Source organism: Pseudomonas kilonensis (genome assembly GCF_001269885.1).
In the GTDB taxonomy this organism is placed as follows: Bacteria; Pseudomonadota; Gammaproteobacteria; order Pseudomonadales; family Pseudomonadaceae; genus Aquipseudomonas; species Aquipseudomonas kilonensis.
The window spans coordinates 26824-46015 of record NZ_LHVH01000013.1; the positions used below are offsets into that span (position 1 = coordinate 26824).

The following is a 19192-nucleotide window of genomic DNA, read 5'->3' on the forward strand; positions in this document are numbered from 1 at the left end:
GAGCTGTGTAGGAGCTGTCGAGTGCAACGAGGCTGCGATCTTTCCCCAAACACTTGAGTCTAAAGCGAAAGATCAAAAGACCGCAGCCTGCGGCAGCTCCTACAGGGCCGGGTGAAACTCAGCGCAGGCCGCGTTGGGTTTCGTCCAGCTCACGGATGTACTTGAAGATTTTACGGCTCGAGGCCGGTGGCTTGTTCTGCGCCAGTTCGTGCTGGGCCTGACGGATCAGGGAGCGCAATTGCTGACGGTCAGCCTCCGGGTAGTCGATGACGAATTTTTCCAGGGTGCCGTCATCGCCTGCGATCAAGCGATCGCGCCAGCGCTCCAGGTTGTGGAAACGTTCGTTGTACTGCCGGGTGGAGGCATCGAGTTGATCGAGCAGGACCAGGATGGCGTCAGTGTCCTGATCGCGCATCAGTTTGCCGATGAATTGCAGGTGCCGTTTACGCGCGATATTCGCGGTGTGCTTGGGCGCATCGGCCAGGGCCCGGCGCAAGGCGTCGGTCAAAGGCAGTTTGGCCAGCAAGTCAGGCTTGAGTGTTGTCAGGCGCTCGCCGAGGTCAACCAGAGCATGCAGCTCGCGTTTGACCTGGGATTTGCTTTTTTCACCCTCGTAGAGGGAGTCGTCGTAAGAATCAACCATGGTGGCAGTCCGCAAAGAAACGCCGCCATGATAACCAGTCGGGGGCCGCTTGTCCGGCCCGGTCGCTCGAAGGCCATCACCGAAAGAAGAATTTGAGTGGAGAACACCATGAGTGCAGTTCAAAGCGTCGGCCCGCAAGCATTGCCGGCACTGCAGGAACAAGTCGAGCAGATCCTCGCCGAAGCCAAGCGCCAGGGCGCCACTGCCTGTGAAGTGGCGGTATCGCTGGAGCAGGGTCTGTCGACGTCGGTGCGCCAGCGCGAGGTGGAAACCGTCGAATTCAATCGCGACCAGGGCTTTGGAATCACCTTGTACGTGGGCCAGCGCAAGGGCTCGGCCAGCACTTCGGCCAGCGGCCCGGAGGCCATTCGCGAAACCGTCGCCGCGGCCCTGGCGATTGCCAAGCACACCTCCGAAGACGAAGCCTCGGGCCTGGCCGATGCTGCGCTGATGTGCAAGGAGCTGCGCGACTTCGACCTCTTCCACGCCTGGGACATCACCCCCGAGCAGGCCATCGAACAGGCACTGCGTTGCGAAGCGGCGGCATTCGAGGCCGACAGCCGGATCAAGAACGCCGACGGCACGACGCTCAATACCCACCAGGGCTGCCGGGTCTACGGCAACAGCCACGGTTTCATCGGTGGTTATGCATCGACCCGCCACAGCCTCAGTTGCGTGATGATCGCCGAGGCCAACGGCCAGATGCAGCGTGATTACTGGTACGACGTGAGCCGCCAGGGCAGCTTGCTGGCAGATCCGGTGAGCATCGGCCAGAAAGCCGCGCAACGGGCGGCCAGCCGCCTGGGCGCGCGACCGGTGCCGACCTGCGAAGTGCCGGTGCTGTTTTCGGCCGAGCTGGCCGGCGGCCTGTTCGGCAGCTTCCTGTCGGCGGTGTCCGGCGGCAACCTGTACCGCAAGTCGTCGTTCCTCGAGGGCGCGCTGGGCCAGAAACTGTTCCCGCAATGGATGACCATCGACGAGCGTCCGCACCTGATGCAGGCCATGGGCAGCTCGGCGTTCGACGGCGACGGCCTGGCCACCTACGCCAAGCCGTTCGTGGAAAATGGCGAGTTGGTGTCCTACATCCTCGGCACCTATTCGGGCCGCAAGCTCGGCATGCCGAGCACCGCCAATGCCGGTGGCGTGCATAACCTGTTCGTGACCCATGGCGAAGAAGACCAGGCCGCATTGCTGCGGCGCATGGGCCGGGGCCTGCTGGTGACCGAACTGATGGGCCACGGCCTGAACATGGTCACCGGTGACTATTCCCGGGGCGCAGCGGGTTTCTGGGTCGAGAACGGCGAGATCCAGTTCCCGGTCCAGGAGGTCACCATCGCTGGAAACATGCGCGACATGTTCAAGCAGATCGTGGCCGTGGGCAACGACCTGGAACTGCGCAGCAACATCCGCACCGGCTCGGTGTTGATCGAGCGGATGACGGTGGCGGGTAGCTAACGCTCACTGCTTGAAAAAAAGGCGCGTCATCCACTGGGGTGACGCGCCTTTTTTGTACCGACAGAATCTTTGTGGCGAGGGGATTTATCCCCGCTGGGGTGCGAAGCGCCCCCAAAAACCTGACCCCGCGTTGTGTCTTGTTGATTGTCGAGGGCTGCTTCGCACCCCAGCGGGGCGGTGCGACGTTTCGCTAAATCCCCTCGCCACCATGTGATCTTCATTAGGCTTGTGTTGCTTCTTATTATCATCTAATAATGAATCTCATTAGCCGAGTGAGCCCCGGTCATGAGTTCTGCCCTGCACGAACAACCCTACCTTGAAAGCTGGCGCTGGATGAGCCGCCAGATCCGTTGCGCGATGAACCCGGACGAGCCGCGGCTGATCGAGCACTACCTGGCCGAGGGCCGCTATCTGGCCGGCTGCACCGCCACTTCGCCCTGGATGATCGCCGAGACCGCGTTCCGGCTGCTGCTCGACACCGCCTCGGATGTCGCGCTGCCCTGGCACTGGCGCAATCTCTGCCTCGACCAGGCCTGGCGCCCACTGCGCGACCTCGAACAACAGTCACTGTGCCGCTGCCGCCTCAAGCGCTGGCAGAGCCATGCCTGGGCGCTGGCGACCTGCGCCCTGGAGCCGTCGATTTCTCTTATTGAACTGGTGCAAGGATCTCCCGATGAGTAATACCCGTATCGAACGCGACAGCATGGGCGAGCTGCAAGTCCCGGTGGATGCCCTCTATGGCGCCCAGACCCAGCGTGCCGTGGATAACTTCCCGGTCAGCGGCCAGCGTATGCCGGCGCAGTTCATTCGCGCCCTGATCCTGGCCAAGGCCGCCGCTGCCCGGGCCAACGTAGAACTGGAACAAATCAGCGCGGCCCAAGGCAAGGCCATCGTCGATGCGTCACTGGGGCTGCTCGAAGGCCGTTTCATGGACCATTTTCCGGTGGATATCTTCCAGACCGGCTCCGGCACCAGTTCCAACATGAACGCCAACGAAGTGATCGCCACCCTCGCCAGCCGCCTGCTGGGAGAGACGGTCAACCCGAACGACCACGTCAATTGCGGCCAGAGCAGCAACGACATCATCCCCACCAGTATTCATGTCAGCGCTGCCTTGGCCTTGCATGAGCAACTGCTGCCGGCGCTGTTGCACCTGGTGCAGGTGATCGAGCGCAAGGCCGAAGAGGTCCACCCATTCATCAAAACGGGTCGCACCCATCTGATGGATGCCATGCCGGTGCGCCTGAGCCAGGTGCTCGACGGTTGGGCGCAGCAGCTCAAGGCCAATATCGGCCACTTGCAGGATGTGCTGCCGAGCCTGCAATCCCTGGCCCAGGGCGGTACGGCGGTCGGCACCGGGGTCAATGCCCATCCGCGTTTCGCCGAGTTGTTCAGCCAGCAACTGACGCAATTGACCCAGGTGCAATTCACCCCGGGCAAGAATCTGTTCGCGCTGATCGGCTCCCAGGACACCGCCGTAGCGGTTTCCGGGCAGCTCAAGACCACCGCCGTGTCGCTGATGAAAATCGCCAACGACCTGCGCTGGATGAATTCCGGGCCGCTGGCAGGCCTGGGCGAGATCGAGCTCGAAGGCTTGCAGCCGGGCTCCTCAATCATGCCCGGCAAGGTCAACCCGGTCATTCCTGAAGCCACCGCGATGGTGGCGGCCCAGGTGATCGGCAACGACACGGTGATCACTGTCGCCGGTCAATCGGGCAACTTCGAGTTGAACGTGATGCTGCCGATCATCGCCCAGAACCTGCTGAGCAGCATCACCCTGATTTCCACCGCCAGCCGCTTGCTGGCGGACAAGGCCATTGCCACGTTCAAGGTCAACGAAGCCCGGCTCAAGGAAGCGTTGTCGCGCAACCCGATCCTGGTGACCGCGCTCAATCCCATCATCGGTTACCAGAAGGCCGCTGAAATCGCCAAGAAGGCTTACCAGCAAGGTCGGCCGGTCATCGATGTCGCTCTGGAGCACACCGACCTGACACGCAGCGAACTCGAAGTCCTGCTGGACCCGGAGAAGCTCACCGCCGGCGGCGTGTAACCCCGACACCTGTGTGGAGGACTCATCATGGAACACTGGAAGCGTACGATCGAACGGGCCAATCGTTGTTTCATGCTGGGCGAGTTGGTGGACGCCCGCGAAGCTTACCTACAGGCCCTGGCGCTGGCCCAGGTGCTGTTCGAGCGTTGGGCGGATGCCGACGAAGCCGTGGCCGCGTGCGTCGTCTCCCATCACAACCTGGCGGACCTGCACTTGCGCCTGAACCAGCCGGAGGAGAGCGCCGAGTATTTGTGTGCGATCCACCAACGGTTGTTGCAGACCATGCAGGACGAACGTCTGGCGCCGGCCCTGCGCGCCGCCGCGCTGCGCCAGAGCCACAAGACCTATGTCGAACTGCTGAATTTCATCAGCGAGCACGGTGAATACCCACGCACCCAGCGCCTGCTGCACTGCAACGCTGCTGCGCCCCGGCAGCGCAATGCCCCTCTTCATCATGGAGTCCATTGAACATGGCTTTTACCTTGCCTGCATTGCCCTACGCCTACGACGCCCTGGAACCGCACATCGATGCGCAAACCATGGAGATCCACTACACCAAGCATCACCAGACCTACATCAATAACCTCAACGCAGCGGTGGACGGCACCGAATACGCCGGGTGGCCTGTCGAAAAACTGGTGTCCAGCGTGGAGCAGTTGCCACCAAGCCTGCAGGCCGCAGTGATCAACCAGGGCGGCGGCCATGCCAACCATTCGTTGTTCTGGGAAGTGATGACGCCCCGGGGCGGCGGCCTGCCTGATGGTGGTCTGGCGGCGGCGATCGAAGCACAACTGGGCGGTATCGAGCGTTTCAAGGAAGCTTTCACCAAAGCAGCGCTGACCCGTTTCGGCAGCGGCTGGGCCTGGTTGAGCGTCACCCCGCAAAAGACCCTGGTGGTGGAAAGCAGCGGCAACCAGGACAGCCCGCTGATGAAGGGCAACACGCCGATTCTTGGCCTGGACGTCTGGGAGCACGCCTATTACCTGCGCTACCAGAACCGTCGTCCGGAATACATCAGCGCCTTCTACAATGTGATCAACTGGCCTGAGGTCGCCCGGCGCTACCAGGCTGCGCTGGCTTCGAGTCCTTCATGAAAACAACTCAAGGCTGACTATGGATACTCAAACACTGGCGATTGGAAGCGGACGGATGTTTCGCTACGCCTTGGGATCGTTGTTGCTGTTGGCCGGGATGACGTTGTTGGCGGCCCAGGGCCTGGTATGGCTGGACCTGGAGCCCAGGCTGCTGCGTGCGCTTGAGGGTGGCGGGCTCTGCGCCTTGGGCACCGCGCTGGGGGCCGTGCCGGTGTTGGTCATCCGGCGCATGCCCCAGGCCGTCAGCGATTCGCTGCTGGGTTTTGGTGCCGGGGTGATGCTTGCGGCCACGGCGTTCTCGCTGATCGTGCCGGGCATTGCTGCGGCCGAGCAGTTGGGATTGACGCCTTGGGCGGCCAGCGGCCTCATCAGTTTTGGCATTCTATTGGGCGCGTTCGGGCTGTACCTGGTGGACCGCAAGGTCTCGGCCAGCCCCGAAAGGCTGGTCGCGGCGCCAGGACGTCCGATCATTGCGCCGCGGATCTGGCTGTTCGTGTTTGCCATCATCGCCCACAACATTCCCGAAGGCATGGCGGTGGGCGTGTCGGCGGGTGGTGGCATGCCGGATGCCGACAGCCTGGCGATGGGCATCGCCTTGCAGGATGTGCCCGAAGGGCTGGTGATCGCGTTGGTGCTGGCTACGGCGGGGATGTCGCGGGCCAAGGCGTTCCTGATTGGCGCGGCGTCAGGGCTGGTCGAACCCGTGTTCGCGCTGCTGTGCGCCTGGTTGGTGAGCCTGGCCGAGATGCTCTTGCCTTTGGGTCTGGCGTTGGCGGCCGGCGCGATGCTGCTGGTGGTGACTCACGAGGTCATTCCCGAATCCCGCCGCAATGGTCACGAGAAACTGGCGAGCCTGGGGCTGTTGCTGGGGTTTTGTTTGATGATGGTGCTGGATACGGCGTTGGCGTGACAAACGGCAGGCATCTAGGGTGATGTGATTTATCTGTGGCGAGGGAATCTGTGGGAGCAAAGCTTGCTCGCGATCCAGGCACCTCGGTTTTCTGAGTTACCGAGTCGCCTTCATCGCGAGCAAGCTTTGCTCCCACAAATGAATTCCCTTGCCACAATAAATCCGCCTTGGGATTTGGTCAGTTACTCGCCTTCGTCGAAATATCGGTTGATCAGGTCAACCAAGGCATCCATCGCTTCCTGCGCCTGATCACCTTCGGTGTGCAGGTGGATCTTGGTGCCCTTGCCGGCGGCGAGCATCATCATCGCCATGATGCTTTTACCGTCGACCGTAGACTCTGGCGTGCGACCGACCCTGATGGTGGTGTCCTTGAACTGGCCCGCGACGCCGACGAACTTGGCCGATGCTCGGGCATGCAAGCCCAGCTTGTTGATGATTTCAATTTCCTGAGCAGGCATCGCGATGTGAATCCTTTAGCTGAGGTCGCGGTGGCGAACCTGGACGTTCTTCAGGGACTGTTGCAGGAGCTGACCCAGGCGTTCGGTCAGGTAGACGGAGCGGTGATGGCCACCAGTACAACCAATGGCGATCGTGACATAGGCGCGGTTGCTCGCGGCAAAGCGGGGCAGCCATTTGAGCAGGTAGCTGGAGATGTCCTGGTACATTTCCTCGACATCCGGTTGTGCGGCCAGGTAGTCGATCACCGGTTGGTCGAGCCCGGACTGCTCGCGCAATTCCGGTTTCCAATAAGGATTGGGCAGGCAGCGCACATCGAACACCAGGTCGGCGTCTACTGGCATGCCACGTTTGAAACCGAACGACTCCACCAGGAACGCCGTGCCCGGCTCGGGTTGGTTGAGCAGGCGCAGCTTGATCGTGTCGCGCAACTGATACAGGTTCAGGTGCGTGGTGTTGACCTTCAGGTCCGCCAGGTCGGCGATCGGCCCCAGTAGCTGGCTTTCGTCCTCGATGGCTTCGGCCAGGGAACGGTTGGCATTGCTCAGCGGGTGGCGCCGGCGGGTTTCGGAAAAACGCTTGAGCAGTGTTTCTTCATCGGCATCCAGGTACAGCACATCGCACTGGATATGCCGGTTGCGCACTTCCTCGAGCAGTTCAGGAAAACGCGACAGGTGGCTTGGCAGGTTGCGTGCGTCGATGGACACCGCTACCAGCGGTTGCGCCAGCTCGGTGTGGATCAGGGCGCGTTCGGCCAGTTCCGGCAGCAGGCCGGCGGGCAGGTTGTCGATGCAATAGTAGCCGCTGTCCTCAAGCACGTTGAGGGCTGTGCTTTTACCGGAGCCGGAGCGGCCACTGACAATGATCATGCGCATTTTTAATGACCGTTCTGCTCGTCCAGGACAACCTGGTACAACGCTTCGTTGCTCGGTGCGCTGCGCAGTTTTTCGCGCACTTCCTTGCGGTCCAGCATGCTGGCAATCTGGCGCAGCAGCTCGAGGTGCGCATCGGTCGCCGCTTCCGGTACCAGCAATACAAACAGCAGGTCGACCGGGGCGCCGTCGATGGCGTCGAAATCTATGGCGGTTTCAAGGTGCAACAGCGCGCTGATCGGCGCGGCACAACCCTTGAGACGGCAGTGAGGAATGGCGATGCCGTTGCCAAAACCGGTGGAACCGAGTTTTTCACGGGCAACCAGGGCCTCGAAGACGTCCTGCATTTCCAGATCCGGCACTTCGCGGTGGATCAGGTTGGCAATTTGCTCGAGGGCTTTCTTTTTACTGCCGCCCGGCGCGTTCACTTGGGAACGGCCGGGGGTCAGGATGGTTTCTAGTCGGATCATGGATTGGGGGGGTTAACGACCGGTTGCGCCCTGGAGGAGGCTCTGGGTCTTTTCCTTATGCTTTTTGAGTTGGCGATCCAGCTTGTCGGTCAGCAGGTCAATCGCGGCATACATGTCTGTGTGCTCTGCGTTGGCAACCACTTCTCCGCCGGGGATATGCAGCGTGGCTTCGATTTTCTGCAGCAGTTTCTCGACGTTCATCGTGACTTGCACGTTGGTGATCTTGTCGAAATGCCTCTCCAATCGGTCGAGTTTTTCGCCGATGTAGGTGCGCAGGGGTTCGGTCACTTCCAGTTGGTGTCCACTGATGTTGACTTGCATACAGCTTCTCCTTCGTTGCCAGTGCATAAAGCGGCAGGCAGAAATGCCTGCCACTGGAACGCTGTGGCGTGGCCTTGTTACATCAACCGCTTGCGTTCGCTCGAAGGCGCGATCCCGAGGGATTCGCGGTACTTGGCGACGGTACGGCGGGCCACCTGAATGCCTTGTGCCTCCAGTAAACCAGCGATCTTGCTGTCACTCAACGGCTTTTTCTGATTTTCCGCGGCCACCAGTTTTTTGATGATCGCGCGGATGGCCGTGGACGAGCATTCGCCGCCTTCGGAGGTGCTGACATGGCTGGAGAAAAAGTATTTCAATTCATAGATGCCCCGGGGGGTATGCATGAATTTCTGGGTGGTTACCCGGGAAATCGTCGACTCGTGCATGCCCACTGCCTCGGCAATGTCATGCAGGACCAACGGTTTCATCGCCTCATCGCCGTACTCCAGGAAGCCGCGCTGATGCTCGACGATCTGGGTGGCCACTTTCATCAGGGTTTCGTTGCGGCTTTGCAGGCTCTTGATGAACCAGCGCGCTTCCTGCAACTGGTTGCGCATGAAGGTGTTGTCGGCGCTGGTGTCGGCGCGCTTGACGAAGCCGGCGTACTGGGCGTTGACGCGCAGCTTGGGCACCGACTCCTGGTTGAGCTCCACCAGCCAGCGATCATTGTGCTTGCGCACGATCACGTCGGGGACCACGTATTCAGGTTCAGTGGATTCGATCTGCGAGCCGGGGCGCGGGTTGAGGCTCTGCACCAGTTCGATGACCTGGCGCAGCTCATCTTCCTTGAGCTTCATGCGACGCATCAGTTGACTGTAGTCGCGGCCGCCCAGCAGGTCGATGTAATCGGTGACCAGCCGCTTGGCTTCGGCCAGCCACGGTGTCTTGGCGGACAACTGGCGCAGTTGCAGCAACAGGCACTCACCCAGGTTGCGGGCGCCGATGCCGGCCGGCTCGAACTGCTGGATGCGATGGAGGACGGCTTCGATCTCGTCCAGCTCGATGTCGAGCTCGGGGTCGAACGCTTCGAGGATTTCGTCGAGGGTCTCGTCCAGGTAGCCCTGGTTGTTGATGCAATCGATCAGGGTTACGGCGATCAGGCGATCGGTGTCGGACATCGGCGCCAGGTTCAGCTGCCACAGCAGGTGGCTTTGCAGGCTTTCGCCGGCAGAGGTGCGGGTGGTGAAGTCCCACTCGTCGTCATCGCTGCTCGGCAGGTTGCTGGCGCTGGTCTGGTAGACGTCTTCCCAGGCCGTGTCCACGGGCAACTCGTTGGGGATGCGTTCGTTCCATTCGCCATCCTCGAGGTTATCCACCGTCGGGGCGGCTTCCTGGTAGGACGGTTCCGGGATTTCGGTGTTGGTCTTCTGCTCGACGTTGTCGGCCAGCGGATCGGTGTTATCGAAGTCGTCGCCTTCTTCCTGGCGTTCGAGCATCGGATTGGACTCCAGGGCCTCCTGGATTTCCTGTTGCAGGTCCAGGGTCGACAATTGGAGCAGGCGGATGGCCTGTTGCAGCTGCGGTGTCATCGTCAGCTGCTGGCCCATTCTCAAGACTAGCGATGGTTTCATGGCAGGGGCTTAACACCTTATTCGCCGGCGCACATGCGCCATCCACTACAGGGCGCCGAAGCGCCAAACTTAAGCAAATTATATGCCTGAAACTGAAGTGTTTGCCTAGAGCGTCGCCATAATAAAATTAAACGACGCTCGGGCAAGTCGCCAGACACTTGTCCTTACAGGCGGAACTCATGGCCCAGATACACTTCCTTGACCAGGTCATTGGCCAGGATCGCTGCGGAGTCGCCTTCGGCGATCAGCTGGCCGTCATTGACAATGTAGGCGGTTTCGCAGATGTCCAGCGTCTCGCGCACGTTGTGGTCGGTGATCAGCACGCCGATCCCCTTGGCCTTGAGGTGATGAATGATCTGCTTGATGTCGCCCACCGAGATGGGGTCCACGCCAGCGAACGGTTCGTCGAGCAGGATGAACTTCGGTGCGGTGGCCAGGGCGCGGGCGATTTCCACGCGGCGCCGTTCGCCACCGGACAGGCTCATGCCCAGGTTGTCGCGAATGTGGCTGATGTGGAATTCCTGCAACAGGCTTTCCAGCTCCTGGCGACGACCGGCCTTGTCGAGTTCCTTGCGGGTCTCGAGAATGGCCATGATGTTGTCGGCAACCGACAGTTTGCGGAAGATCGACGCTTCTTGCGGCAAATAGCCGATACCGGCCTTCGCCCGGCCGTGCATCGGCTGGTGGCTGACATCCAGGTCGTCGATCAGCACGCGACCCTGATCGGCCTGGACCAGGCCGACGATCATGTAGAAGCAAGTGGTCTTGCCCGCGCCGTTGGGGCCGAGCAGGCCGACGATCTGGCCGCTGTCGATGGACAGGCTGACATCACGCACGACTTGACGGCTCTTGTAGCTCTTGGCCAGGTGCTGAGCTTTCAGAGTTGCCATTACTGGGCCTTCTGCTCGTCGGTTTTCTTTTTCGGTTGGATCACCATGTCGATCCGCGGACGCGACTCGGTCACCTTGCTACCGGTGGCGCGACCGGCGCTGGCGAGCTTCTTGTTGGTGTCGTAGACGATTTTCTCGCCTTGGGTCACGTTGTTGTCCTTGTCGACGACCTTGGCGCGGTCGATCAGGACGACACGATCCTGTGAGGCGTGATACTGGATGGTGACCCCGTAGCCCTGCACAGGCTTGGTATCGCCTGCGGTTTGCATCTGCTCGAAATAGGCCAGGTTGCCCACGGAGGTCACTACGTCGATGTCGCCGGACGGGGTGCGGGTGATGGTCACGGTATTGCCGGTGACCTTCATCGAGCCCTGGGTGATGATCACGTCACCTTTATAGGTGGCAACGCCATTCTTGTCATCGAGCTGGGCATCGTCGGCCTGGATGCGGATAGGCTGGTTGCGGTCGTCGGGAAGAGCCCAGGCGCTCGCGCTTCCCAGTGCTGCGCCCAGACTGAGCAAAATAGGGAGGGTTTTAGCGAGCTTCATACTGTCCTCTTACGTTCGATAGCAGGTGTATCCTGCTTTCCTTCAAATACGCTTTCATTCCCGTGCCGGTCGATACACCCCCGGCGCCGTCGATTCTAACGGGTTGCTCGGTCTGCGCATATTCTTGCTGTGGGAACACGGTCATGCGCGTGCTGGTGATGATGGTCGTGCGGTTTTTCTCGTCGGTTCGGGCGATGCGTACCGAGTCGATCAGTTCCACTTCGGTGCCGCCGGAATTGACTTCGGCGTGCTCACTCTGTACGTGCCACGGAAAATCGGTACCGCGGAACATGTTCAGGTCGGGCTTGGTGACCAGCGTAATGTCAGTGGCCTTTACGTGGTCGACCTTGTCGGACGTCATCTCGTATTGCACTTTGCCGTCGGGCAGGTACTGTAGGGTATGCGTGTTGGTCGCGTACCAGTCGATCTTTTCCTCGATCTGGGTCGCAGGCCGGTCGAGAAACCGTTCGGGGCTGATGTTCCAGTAGCCCACCGCAGCAAAGATCGCCGCGATACAGCCAAACACCACGAGGGTGCGAATCTTCTTGCTCAGCATAAATGGCTCACAGGTACGCGGCGTTGGCCGCTTCGAGGCGGCCCTGGGCGCGCAGGATCAGTTCACAGAATTCGCGGGCCGCACCTTCGCCGCCTCGCGCCGTGGTGACGCCGTGGGCGTGCTCGCGGACGAAGCTGGCCGCGTTGGCGACCGCCATGCCCAGGCCGACCCGGCGAATCACCGGCAGGTCTGGCAGGTCGTCACCGAGGTAGGCCACCTGTTCATAGCTTAGGTTGAGTTGACCCAGAAGCTCGTCCAGCACCACCAGTTTGTCTTCGCGCCCCTGGTAAAGGTGCGGGATGCCGAGGTTCTTCGCGCGCCGCTCGACCACCGGGGTCTTGCGGCCGCTGATGATAGCGGTCTGCACGCCGGCGGCCATCAACATCTTGATGCCTTGGCCGTCGAGGGTGTTGAACGTCTTGAACTCGCTGCCGTCTTCAAGGAAGTACAGGCGACCGTCGGTCAGCACACCGTCCACATCGAAAACCGCCAGCTTGATGGCTTGGCCGCGTTGCAACAGGTCTGTGTTCATTTACATGACTCCCGCACGCAGCAAATCGTGCATGTTCAGGGCGCCCACCGGGCGGTCTTCGTCGTCGACGACCACCAGGGCGCTGATCTTGTGGTCTTCCATGATCTTCAGGGCCTCGGCGGCGAGCATCTCGGCGCGGGCGGTCTTGCCGTGGGGCGTCATGACTTGCTCGATGGTCGCACTGTGGATGTCGATGGTGCGGTCCAGGGTGCGGCGCAGGTCGCCGTCGGTGAAGATCCCGGCGAGCTTGCCGTCGGTCTCCAGGACCACCGTCATGCCCAGCCCTTTGCGGGTCATTTCCATGAGCGCGTCCTTGAGCAGCGTGCCGCGCAGCACTTGTGGCAGCTCCTGGCCAGCGTGCATCACGTTTTCGACTTTCAGCAGCAGGCGACGGCCGAGGGCGCCACCGGGATGGGAAAAGGCGAAATCTTCCGCGGTGAAGCCCCGGGCTTCCAGCAGCGCCACGGCCAGGGCGTCGCCCATGACCAGGGCGGCGGTGGTGGAGGAGGTCGGTGCCAGGTTCAGCGGGCAGGCTTCGTGTTCGACATGGACATTGAGGTTTACTTCGGCGGCCTTGGCCAGCGGCGAGTCCGGGTTGCCGGTCATGCTGATCAACTGGATGCCCAGGCGCTTGATCAGCGGCAGCAGCGTGATGATCTCATTGGTGGAGCCGGAGTTGGACAGGGCCAGGATGACGTCGTCCCGGGTGATCATGCCCATGTCCCCGTGGCTGGCTTCGGCCGGATGGACAAAAAAGGCCGTGGTGCCGGTGCTGGCGAGGGTGGCGGCGATCTTGTTGCCGATGTGCCCGGACTTGCCCATGCCGACCACGACCACGCGGCCTTTGCTGGCCAGAATCATCTCGCAGGCGCGTACGAAATCAGCGTCGATATGGGGCAGCAAGCCTTGCACGGCTTCGAGCTCGAGGCGGATGGTACGTTGTGCCGATTGAATCAGGTCGCTGGATTGGCTCATGTCAGAAATCGTATAGCCCGATGAAAAGGCGGCGATTATAGCGGCAATGAACAATTCCCTCACGTAAGTTCGTCATGCTTTGTTCGAGGGGGCGCAAGGTTCGACATAAAATGTGGCTTTTTACCTTAAACCAGGCTTAACGGGCGGGGCGTTGGCCTTGGGAGCTTGGCTGTTGCAGTGATATAGTTCGCCGCCGGTTCGCGTGCCCGGCGGTACCGGCGCTTGTCGGCTGCCCAGGGCATTCGAATGTGAGGCTGCATCGCAAGGAGTTTAGATGAGTGCCGACAACGCCTACGCGGTCGAGCTGAAGGGACTGTCCTTCAAGCGAGGGACGCGCAGCATTTTCAATGACATCGATATTCGCATTCCACGCGGCAAGGTCACCGGTATCATGGGGCCTTCCGGGTGCGGCAAGACCACGCTGCTACGGCTGATGGGGGCACAACTGCGCCCCAGCGCCGGCGAAGTCTGGGTCAATGGTCAGAATCTTCCCGAGTTGTCTCGCAGCGACCTGTTCGATGCGCGCAAGCACATGGGCGTGCTCTTCCAGAGTGGCGCGCTGTTTACCGATCTCGATGTGTTCGAGAACGTGGCGTTCCCGCTGCGGGTCCATACCGACCTGCCGGAAGAGATGATCCGTGACATCGTCCTGCTCAAATTGCAGGCCGTCGGGCTACGTGGCGCCCTTGACCTGATGCCCGACGAGCTGTCCGGCGGCATGAAGCGTCGGGTTGCGCTGGCGCGGGCGATTGCCCTCGATCCGAAGATCCTCATGTACGACGAACCCTTCGTCGGGCAGGACCCGATCGCCATGGGCGTGCTCGTACGCCTGATCCGCCTGCTTAACGATGCGCTGGGCATCACCAGTATCGTGGTCTCCCACGACCTGGCCGAAACCGCGAGCATTGCCGACTACATCTATGTGGTCGGCGATGGTCAGGTGCTGGGGCAGGGGACACCGCAGGAACTGGCAGACTCGGACAACCCGCGCATTCGCCAATTCATGAAGGGTGATCCGGACGGGCCGGTGGCGTTCCATTTTCCGGCCACGGATTACCGTACCGATCTGCTGGGGAAGCGCTGATGCGCAAGAAATCACTGTTGGAAAGAATTCGCCTGTTTGGCCGCTCCGGCATCGACGTGTTGGCGGTACTGGGCCGTTCCTCGTTGTTCCTGATGCACGCCTTGCTCGGTCGCAACTCGACGGGCGGCGGCTTTGGCCTGCTGGTCAAGCAGTTGCACTCGGTGGGCGTGATGTCCCTGGTGATCATCGTGGTCTCCGGGATCTTCATTGGCATGGTGCTGGCGCTGCAAGGCTTCAGCATTTTGTCCAGCTACGGTTCGGAGCAGGCGGTCGGGCAGATGGTTGCGCTGACGCTGCTGCGTGAGCTCGGCCCCGTGGTCACGGCGCTGCTGTTTGCCGGGCGTGCCGGTTCGGCGCTGACGGCCGAAATCGGTAACATGAAGTCCACCGAGCAGTTGTCCAGCCTGGAAATGATCGGCGTCGACCCGCTCAAGTACATCATTGCCCCGCGCCTGTGGGCCGGTTTCATTTCCCTGCCGGTGCTGGCAATGATTTTCAGCGTCGTGGGGATTTGGGGCGGCTCGTGGGTGGCCGTTGACTGGCTGGGGGTCTATGAGGGTTCCTACTGGTCGAACATGCAAAACAGCGTCGATTTCCTCGACGATGTCCTCAATGGCGTGATCAAAAGTGCCGTATTCGCTTTCGTCGTGACCTGGATCGCCGTGTTCCAAGGCTATGACTGTGAGCCCACGTCAGAGGGGATCAGCCGTGCCACAACCAAGACCGTGGTGTACGCCTCACTGGCGGTCCTGGGCCTTGACTTTATTCTGACCGCCTTGATGTTTGGAGATTTCTGATGCAAAACCGCACCCTGGAAATCGGTGTCGGCCTTTTCTTGCTGGCTGGCATCCTGGCTTTGCTGCTGCTGGCCCTGCGGGTCAGTGGACTGGCGCCGACGGCAAGCACCGATACTTATAAACTTTATGCCAACTTTGACAATATCGCCGGTTTGACGGTCAGAGCAAAGGTGACCATGGCCGGTGTCACGATCGGCAAGGTCACGGCAATCGATCTGAATCGCGAGGATTTCACCGGTCGGGTGACGCTGGAGTTGGAAAAACGCGTGGATAACCTGCCGACTGATTCCACTGCATCTATCCTCACGGCTGGGCTGCTGGGCGAGAAGTACATTGGCATCAGCGTGGGTGGGGAAGATGCCGTGCTCAAGGACGGTGGCGTCATCCACGACACGCAGTCGTCCCTGGTGCTCGAGGACCTGATCGGTAAATTCCTGCTCAATACCGTTAGCAAAGACGCCAAATGAGGAGCTTTTGAATGATCTCTATCTTGCGACGTGGCCTGTTGGTGTTGCTCGCGGCGCTGCCGTTGATGGCTAACGCCGTGGCCGCGCCTTCGGCCCATGACATCATCCAGGACACGACAACCCGGCTGTTGGCGGACCTTGCCGCCAACAAAGAGCAATACAAGCAGGACCCCAGCGCGTTCTATGACGCACTGAACGGCATCGTCGGCCCCGTGGTCGACGCCGACGGCATCTCCAAGAGCATCATGACCGTCAAGTACTCGCGCAAGGCAACCCCGGCGCAGATGACCCGCTTCCAGGAGAACTTCAAGCGCAGCCTGATGCAGTTCTATGGCAATGCCTTGCTGGAGTACAACAACCAGGGCATCACCGTTTCTCCGGCCAAGGACGAAAGTGGCACCCGCACCAGCGTCGACATGCAGGTCAAGGGCAACAACGGCGCGATCTATCCTGTGTCCTACACACTCGAGAAAATCAACGACGAGTGGAAGGTGCGCAACGTGATCATCAATGGCATCAACATCGGCAAGCTGTTCCGCGATCAGTTCGCCGATGCCATGCAGCGCAATGGCAACGACCTGGACAAGACCATCAACGGTTGGGCCGGTGAAGTCGCCAAGGCCAAGGAAGTGACCGAAGAAGCCAAAGAGAAGCAGGCACAATGATCGAATCGGTGAGTGAGTCGGCCGTTCGTCTGGGTGAGGCTGGCGTGCTGATGCTCAGTGGCGTGCTGGATTACCGCACCGGTCCGGCCCTGCGCAAGCAGGGCCAGGCGCTGATCAAGTCCGTCAGTGCCGCCGAGGTGGTCATTGATTGCTCGGCGGTGCAGAAGTCCAGCAGCGTCGGGCTGTCGCTGCTGCTGTGCTTCATGCGGGACGCCAAGGCGGCCGGCAAAACGTGGAGCATCCGTGGGATGCCCGAAGACATGCGCGAAATAGCCCAGGTCAGCGAGCTGACCGAGCTGTTGGCGCACACCTGACCCACATCCTTGGAAAAGTCCCCCCGTCAGAGTCCTGCTTCGCGGGGTTCGCAGGCGCGGGGCTTTTTTGTATGATGTGCGACCCGCGCGCACAGGGCGCCGATTGAGGTTGAGCATGCAGGCTGTAGAAGTGAAGAGCTTCCTTGAAGGAAAGCTGCCTGGTACGAAGGTGGAAGTTGAAGGCGAAGGCTGCAACTTCCAGCTGAACGTGATCAGCGACGAACTGGCGACGTTGAGCCCAGTGAAGCGTCAGCAGAGCATCTATGCCCATTTGAACCCATGGATCGCCGATGGCAGCATCCACGCGGTCACGATGAAATTTTTCAGCAGCGCGGCCTGGGCCGAGCGCACCTGAGCCCAAGGGCCTCGAGATTCTTATGGATAAACTGATTATTACCGGCGGCGTTCGTCTTGATGGCGAAATCCGTATTTCCGGGGCAAAGAACTCCGCCCTGCCGATCCTGGCCGCGACCCTGCTGTGCGATGGTCCTGTGACCGTGGCCAACCTGCCGCACCTGCACGACATCACCACGATGATCGAGCTGTTCGGCCGCATGGGCATTGAGCCGGTGATCGACGAGAAGCTCAGCGTCGAGATCGACCCGCGCACCATCAAGACCCTGATCGCCCCGTACGAGCTGGTGAAGACCATGCGTGCGTCGATCCTGGTATTGGGCCCGATGGTTGCCCGTTTCGGTGAAGCCGAAGTCGCCTTGCCTGGCGGTTGCGCCATTGGCTCGCGTCCGGTGGACCTGCACATTCGCGGCCTGGAAGCCATGGGTGCGGTGATCGACGTCGAAGGCGGCTACATCAAGGCCAAGGCGCCGGAAGGCGGCTTGCGCGGCGCGCACTTCTTCTTCGATACCGTCAGCGTGACCGGGACCGAGAACATCATGATGGCCGCCGCACTGGCCAAGGGCCGCAGCGTGCTGCAAAACGCTGCGCGCGAGCCTGAAGTGGTCGACCTGGCGAACTTCCTGATCGCCATGGGCGCCAAGATCAGCGGCGCTGGCACCGACACCATCACCATCGACGGTGTTGAACGCCTGCATTCGGCCACCTACAAAGTGATGCCGGACCGGATCGAAACCGGCACCTATCTGGTCGCCGCTGCCGTCACCGGTGGTCGCGTCAAGGTCAAGGACACCGATCCGACCATCCTTGAAGCCGTCCTGGAAAAACTCAAGGAAGCCGGTGCCGAAGTCACCTGCGGCGAAGACTGGATCGAAGTGAACATGCACGGCAAGCGGCCAAAAGCCGTCAACGTGCGGACCGCTCCGTACCCGGCGTTCCCGACCGACATGCAGGCGCAGTTCATCTCCCTCAACGCCATTGCCGAAGGCACCGGTGCTGTGATCGAGACGATCTTCGAAAACCGCTTCATGCACGTCTACGAGCTGCACCGCATGGGCGCCAAGATCCAGGTCGAAGGCAACACGGCCATCGTCACGGGTACCGAGAAGCTCAAGGGCGCGCCAGTGATGGCCACCGACCTGCGGGCCTCGGCCAGCCTGGTCATCTCGGCCCTGGTTGCCGAAGGCGATACCCTGATCGACCGCATCTACCACATCGACCGTGGCTACGAGTGCATCGAAGAAAAACTGCAGATGCTCGGCGCCAAGATCCGCCGCGTACCGGGCTAGTTCCGGCTGCATGGGCACAAGGATGTGCCCGTTGATTTCGTTTCAGGTCGAGGGTGTTTGCACCCTCGATGTGTGTCCGGCGCCGCTTGCGACCGGGCATGAGTACCTTGATAAGGACTGACGTTTCCCATGTTGACCATCGCACTGTCCAAGGGCCGCATCCTTGACGACACCTTGCCGCTTCTGGCTGAAGCGGGCATCGTGCCGACCGAGAATCCGGACAAGAGCCGCAAGCTGATCATCCCCACGACCCAGGCCGACGTGCGCTTGCTGATCGTGCGTGCCACCGATGTGCCGACCTACGTGGAACATGGCGCCGCCGACCTGGGCGTTGCCGGCAAGGACGTGCTGATGGAATACGGCGGCCAGGGCCTGTACGAGCCCCTGGACCTGCAGATCGCCCGCTGCAAGCTGATGACCGCCGGTAAAGTCGGCGCGCCGGAGCCCAAGGGGCGTTTGCGCGTGGCGACCAAGTTCGTCAACATTGCCAAGCGTTACTACGCCGAGCAGGGTCGTCAGGTCGACATCATCAAGTTGTACGGTTCGATGGAGCTGGCGCCGCTGATCGGCCTGGCGGACAAGATCATCGACGTGGTCGACACCGGCAACACCCTGCGGGCCAATGGCCTGGAACCCCAGGACTTCATCGCTGACATCACCTCCCGGCTGATCGTCAACAAGGCTTCGATGAAAATGCAGCACGCCCGTATCCAGGCTCTGATCGATACCCTGCGCAAGGCAGTGGAATCGCGACACCGCGGCTGATTCACCTGCGCGACCTTGAGTCGCGCCCGTCTATCCGTGTCATAGCCAATTTTCTCAGGTGCCCACGCGAATGGACTGGTAGCTTAGGGCGCCTGAGCATTTGCCATTAATGAG

Annotated in this window: 25 protein-coding genes; 14 read left to right on the top strand and 11 right to left on the bottom strand. The window is 61.0% G+C overall.

Annotation, left to right across the window (positions count from 1 at the left end; translation table 11 throughout):
• Window positions 1–118: 118 nt before the first annotated feature.
• A complete protein-coding gene (gene yjgA / locus AD662_RS04400) occupies window positions 119–643 on the bottom strand; it encodes a ribosome biogenesis factor YjgA (RefSeq protein ID WP_014336624.1) in 525 nt (174 codons plus the stop codon).
• 108 nt (window positions 644–751) lie between these two features.
• Between yjgA and pmbA the strand changes: the two genes are divergently transcribed.
• The 6 genes from pmbA to AD662_RS04430 all read left to right on the top strand — a co-directional run bounded on the left by pmbA (window position 752) and on the right by AD662_RS04430 (window position 6152).
• On the top strand, window positions 752–2098 hold the full coding sequence (pmbA, locus tag AD662_RS04405; RefSeq protein ID WP_053185712.1) for a metalloprotease PmbA: 1347 nt from the start codon (window positions 752–754) through the stop codon (window positions 2096–2098).
• A 285-nt stretch (window positions 2099–2383) separates the two neighbouring features.
• Entirely contained in the window at window positions 2384–2779 is a 396-nt protein-coding gene (locus AD662_RS04410; protein WP_018613986.1) for a hypothetical protein, read from the top strand.
• On the top strand, window positions 2772–4148 hold the full coding sequence (locus AD662_RS04415) for a class II fumarate hydratase (RefSeq protein WP_053185715.1): 1377 nt from the start codon (window positions 2772–2774) through the stop codon (window positions 4146–4148). Before AD662_RS04410 ends, AD662_RS04415 begins: the two co-directional genes overlap by 8 nt.
• Before the next feature lie 27 nt (window positions 4149–4175).
• The gene (locus tag AD662_RS04420; protein ID WP_053178215.1) at window positions 4176–4616 is read left to right on the top strand and encodes a DUF2753 family protein; all 441 of its coding nucleotides are present in this window, start codon (window positions 4176–4178) and stop codon (window positions 4614–4616) included.
• Window positions 4617–4618: 2 nt separating this feature from the next.
• Entirely contained in the window at window positions 4619–5242 is a 624-nt protein-coding gene (locus AD662_RS04425; protein WP_018613993.1) for a superoxide dismutase, read from the top strand.
• Window positions 5243–5261: 19 nt separating this feature from the next.
• Window positions 5262–6152, top strand: coding sequence for a ZIP family metal transporter (locus AD662_RS04430; RefSeq protein ID WP_024618946.1), 891 nt, complete (start codon window positions 5262–5264; stop codon window positions 6150–6152).
• A 182-nt stretch (window positions 6153–6334) separates the two neighbouring features.
• Here the strand turns inward: AD662_RS04430 and AD662_RS04435 are convergent, their stop codons facing one another.
• The 10 genes from AD662_RS04435 to AD662_RS04480 form a co-directional block, all read right to left on the bottom strand.
• Window positions 6335–6610, bottom strand: coding sequence for an HPr family phosphocarrier protein (locus tag AD662_RS04435; protein ID WP_018613996.1), 276 nt, complete (start codon window positions 6608–6610; stop codon window positions 6335–6337).
• A gap of 15 nt (window positions 6611–6625) precedes the next feature.
• Complete coding sequence (rapZ, locus tag AD662_RS04440; RefSeq protein WP_024618945.1) at window positions 6626–7483, bottom strand: RNase adapter RapZ; 858 nt, start codon at window positions 7481–7483, stop codon at window positions 6626–6628.
• Window positions 7484–7485: 2 nt separating this feature from the next.
• Window positions 7486–7950, bottom strand: a complete 465-nt coding sequence (ptsN, locus tag AD662_RS04445; protein WP_018613999.1) for a PTS IIA-like nitrogen regulatory protein PtsN — start codon at window positions 7948–7950, stop codon at window positions 7486–7488.
• A 12-nt stretch (window positions 7951–7962) separates the two neighbouring features.
• On the bottom strand, window positions 7963–8271 hold the full coding sequence (gene hpf / locus AD662_RS04450; protein WP_003178005.1) for a ribosome hibernation-promoting factor, HPF/YfiA family: 309 nt from the start codon (window positions 8269–8271) through the stop codon (window positions 7963–7965).
• A gap of 77 nt (window positions 8272–8348) precedes the next feature.
• Entirely contained in the window at window positions 8349–9842 is a 1494-nt protein-coding gene (locus AD662_RS04455) for an RNA polymerase factor sigma-54 (protein ID WP_018614003.1), read from the bottom strand.
• A 164-nt stretch (window positions 9843–10006) separates the two neighbouring features.
• Entirely contained in the window at window positions 10007–10732 is a 726-nt protein-coding gene (gene lptB / locus AD662_RS04460) for an LPS export ABC transporter ATP-binding protein (RefSeq protein ID WP_018614004.1), read from the bottom strand.
• The gene (gene lptA, locus AD662_RS04465; RefSeq protein ID WP_018614006.1) at window positions 10732–11280 is read right to left on the bottom strand and encodes a lipopolysaccharide transport periplasmic protein LptA; all 549 of its coding nucleotides are present in this window, start codon (window positions 11278–11280) and stop codon (window positions 10732–10734) included. Before lptA ends, lptB begins: the two co-directional genes overlap by 1 nt.
• A complete protein-coding gene (gene lptC, locus AD662_RS04470; protein ID WP_018614008.1) occupies window positions 11267–11836 on the bottom strand; it encodes an LPS export ABC transporter periplasmic protein LptC in 570 nt (189 codons plus the stop codon). The genes lptA and lptC overlap by 14 nt, the downstream gene beginning before the upstream one ends.
• 7 nt (window positions 11837–11843) lie before the next feature.
• Window positions 11844–12368, bottom strand: a complete 525-nt coding sequence (locus AD662_RS04475; protein WP_014336638.1) for a KdsC family phosphatase — start codon at window positions 12366–12368, stop codon at window positions 11844–11846.
• The gene (locus tag AD662_RS04480; RefSeq protein ID WP_018614011.1) at window positions 12369–13343 is read right to left on the bottom strand and encodes a KpsF/GutQ family sugar-phosphate isomerase; all 975 of its coding nucleotides are present in this window, start codon (window positions 13341–13343) and stop codon (window positions 12369–12371) included.
• A 274-nt stretch (window positions 13344–13617) separates the two neighbouring features.
• On the opposite strand from AD662_RS04480, the gene AD662_RS04485 reads away from it, so the two are divergent.
• From AD662_RS04485 to hisG, 8 genes are all read left to right on the top strand, one after another.
• Complete coding sequence (locus AD662_RS04485; RefSeq protein WP_024618943.1) at window positions 13618–14427, top strand: ATP-binding cassette domain-containing protein; 810 nt, start codon at window positions 13618–13620, stop codon at window positions 14425–14427.
• On the top strand, window positions 14427–15224 hold the full coding sequence (mlaE, locus tag AD662_RS04490; protein WP_018614015.1) for a lipid asymmetry maintenance ABC transporter permease subunit MlaE: 798 nt from the start codon (window positions 14427–14429) through the stop codon (window positions 15222–15224). The genes AD662_RS04485 and mlaE overlap by 1 nt, the downstream gene beginning before the upstream one ends.
• The gene (mlaD, locus tag AD662_RS04495) at window positions 15224–15691 is read left to right on the top strand and encodes an outer membrane lipid asymmetry maintenance protein MlaD (protein WP_018614017.1); all 468 of its coding nucleotides are present in this window, start codon (window positions 15224–15226) and stop codon (window positions 15689–15691) included. Before mlaE ends, mlaD begins: the two co-directional genes overlap by 1 nt.
• Before the next feature lie 11 nt (window positions 15692–15702).
• Entirely contained in the window at window positions 15703–16356 is a 654-nt protein-coding gene (locus AD662_RS04500; RefSeq protein ID WP_018614019.1) for an MlaC/ttg2D family ABC transporter substrate-binding protein, read from the top strand.
• Between the two features lie 8 nt (window positions 16357–16364).
• Window positions 16365–16670 carry an STAS domain-containing protein gene (locus AD662_RS04505; protein WP_018614021.1) on the top strand — a complete coding sequence of 102 codons (306 nt, stop codon included), beginning with the start codon at window positions 16365–16367 and terminating at the stop codon, window positions 16668–16670.
• A gap of 115 nt (window positions 16671–16785) precedes the next feature.
• A complete protein-coding gene (locus AD662_RS04510) occupies window positions 16786–17025 on the top strand; it encodes a BolA family protein (protein ID WP_018614022.1) in 240 nt (79 codons plus the stop codon).
• A 22-nt stretch (window positions 17026–17047) separates the two neighbouring features.
• Window positions 17048–18313: a UDP-N-acetylglucosamine 1-carboxyvinyltransferase gene (gene murA / locus AD662_RS04515; protein WP_018614024.1), complete on the top strand. Its 1266-nt coding sequence runs from the start codon at window positions 17048–17050 to the stop codon at window positions 18311–18313.
• A gap of 129 nt (window positions 18314–18442) precedes the next feature.
• Entirely contained in the window at window positions 18443–19078 is a 636-nt protein-coding gene (hisG, locus tag AD662_RS04520) for an ATP phosphoribosyltransferase (protein ID WP_003197870.1), read from the top strand.
• Window positions 19079–19192: the final 114 nt, after the last annotated feature.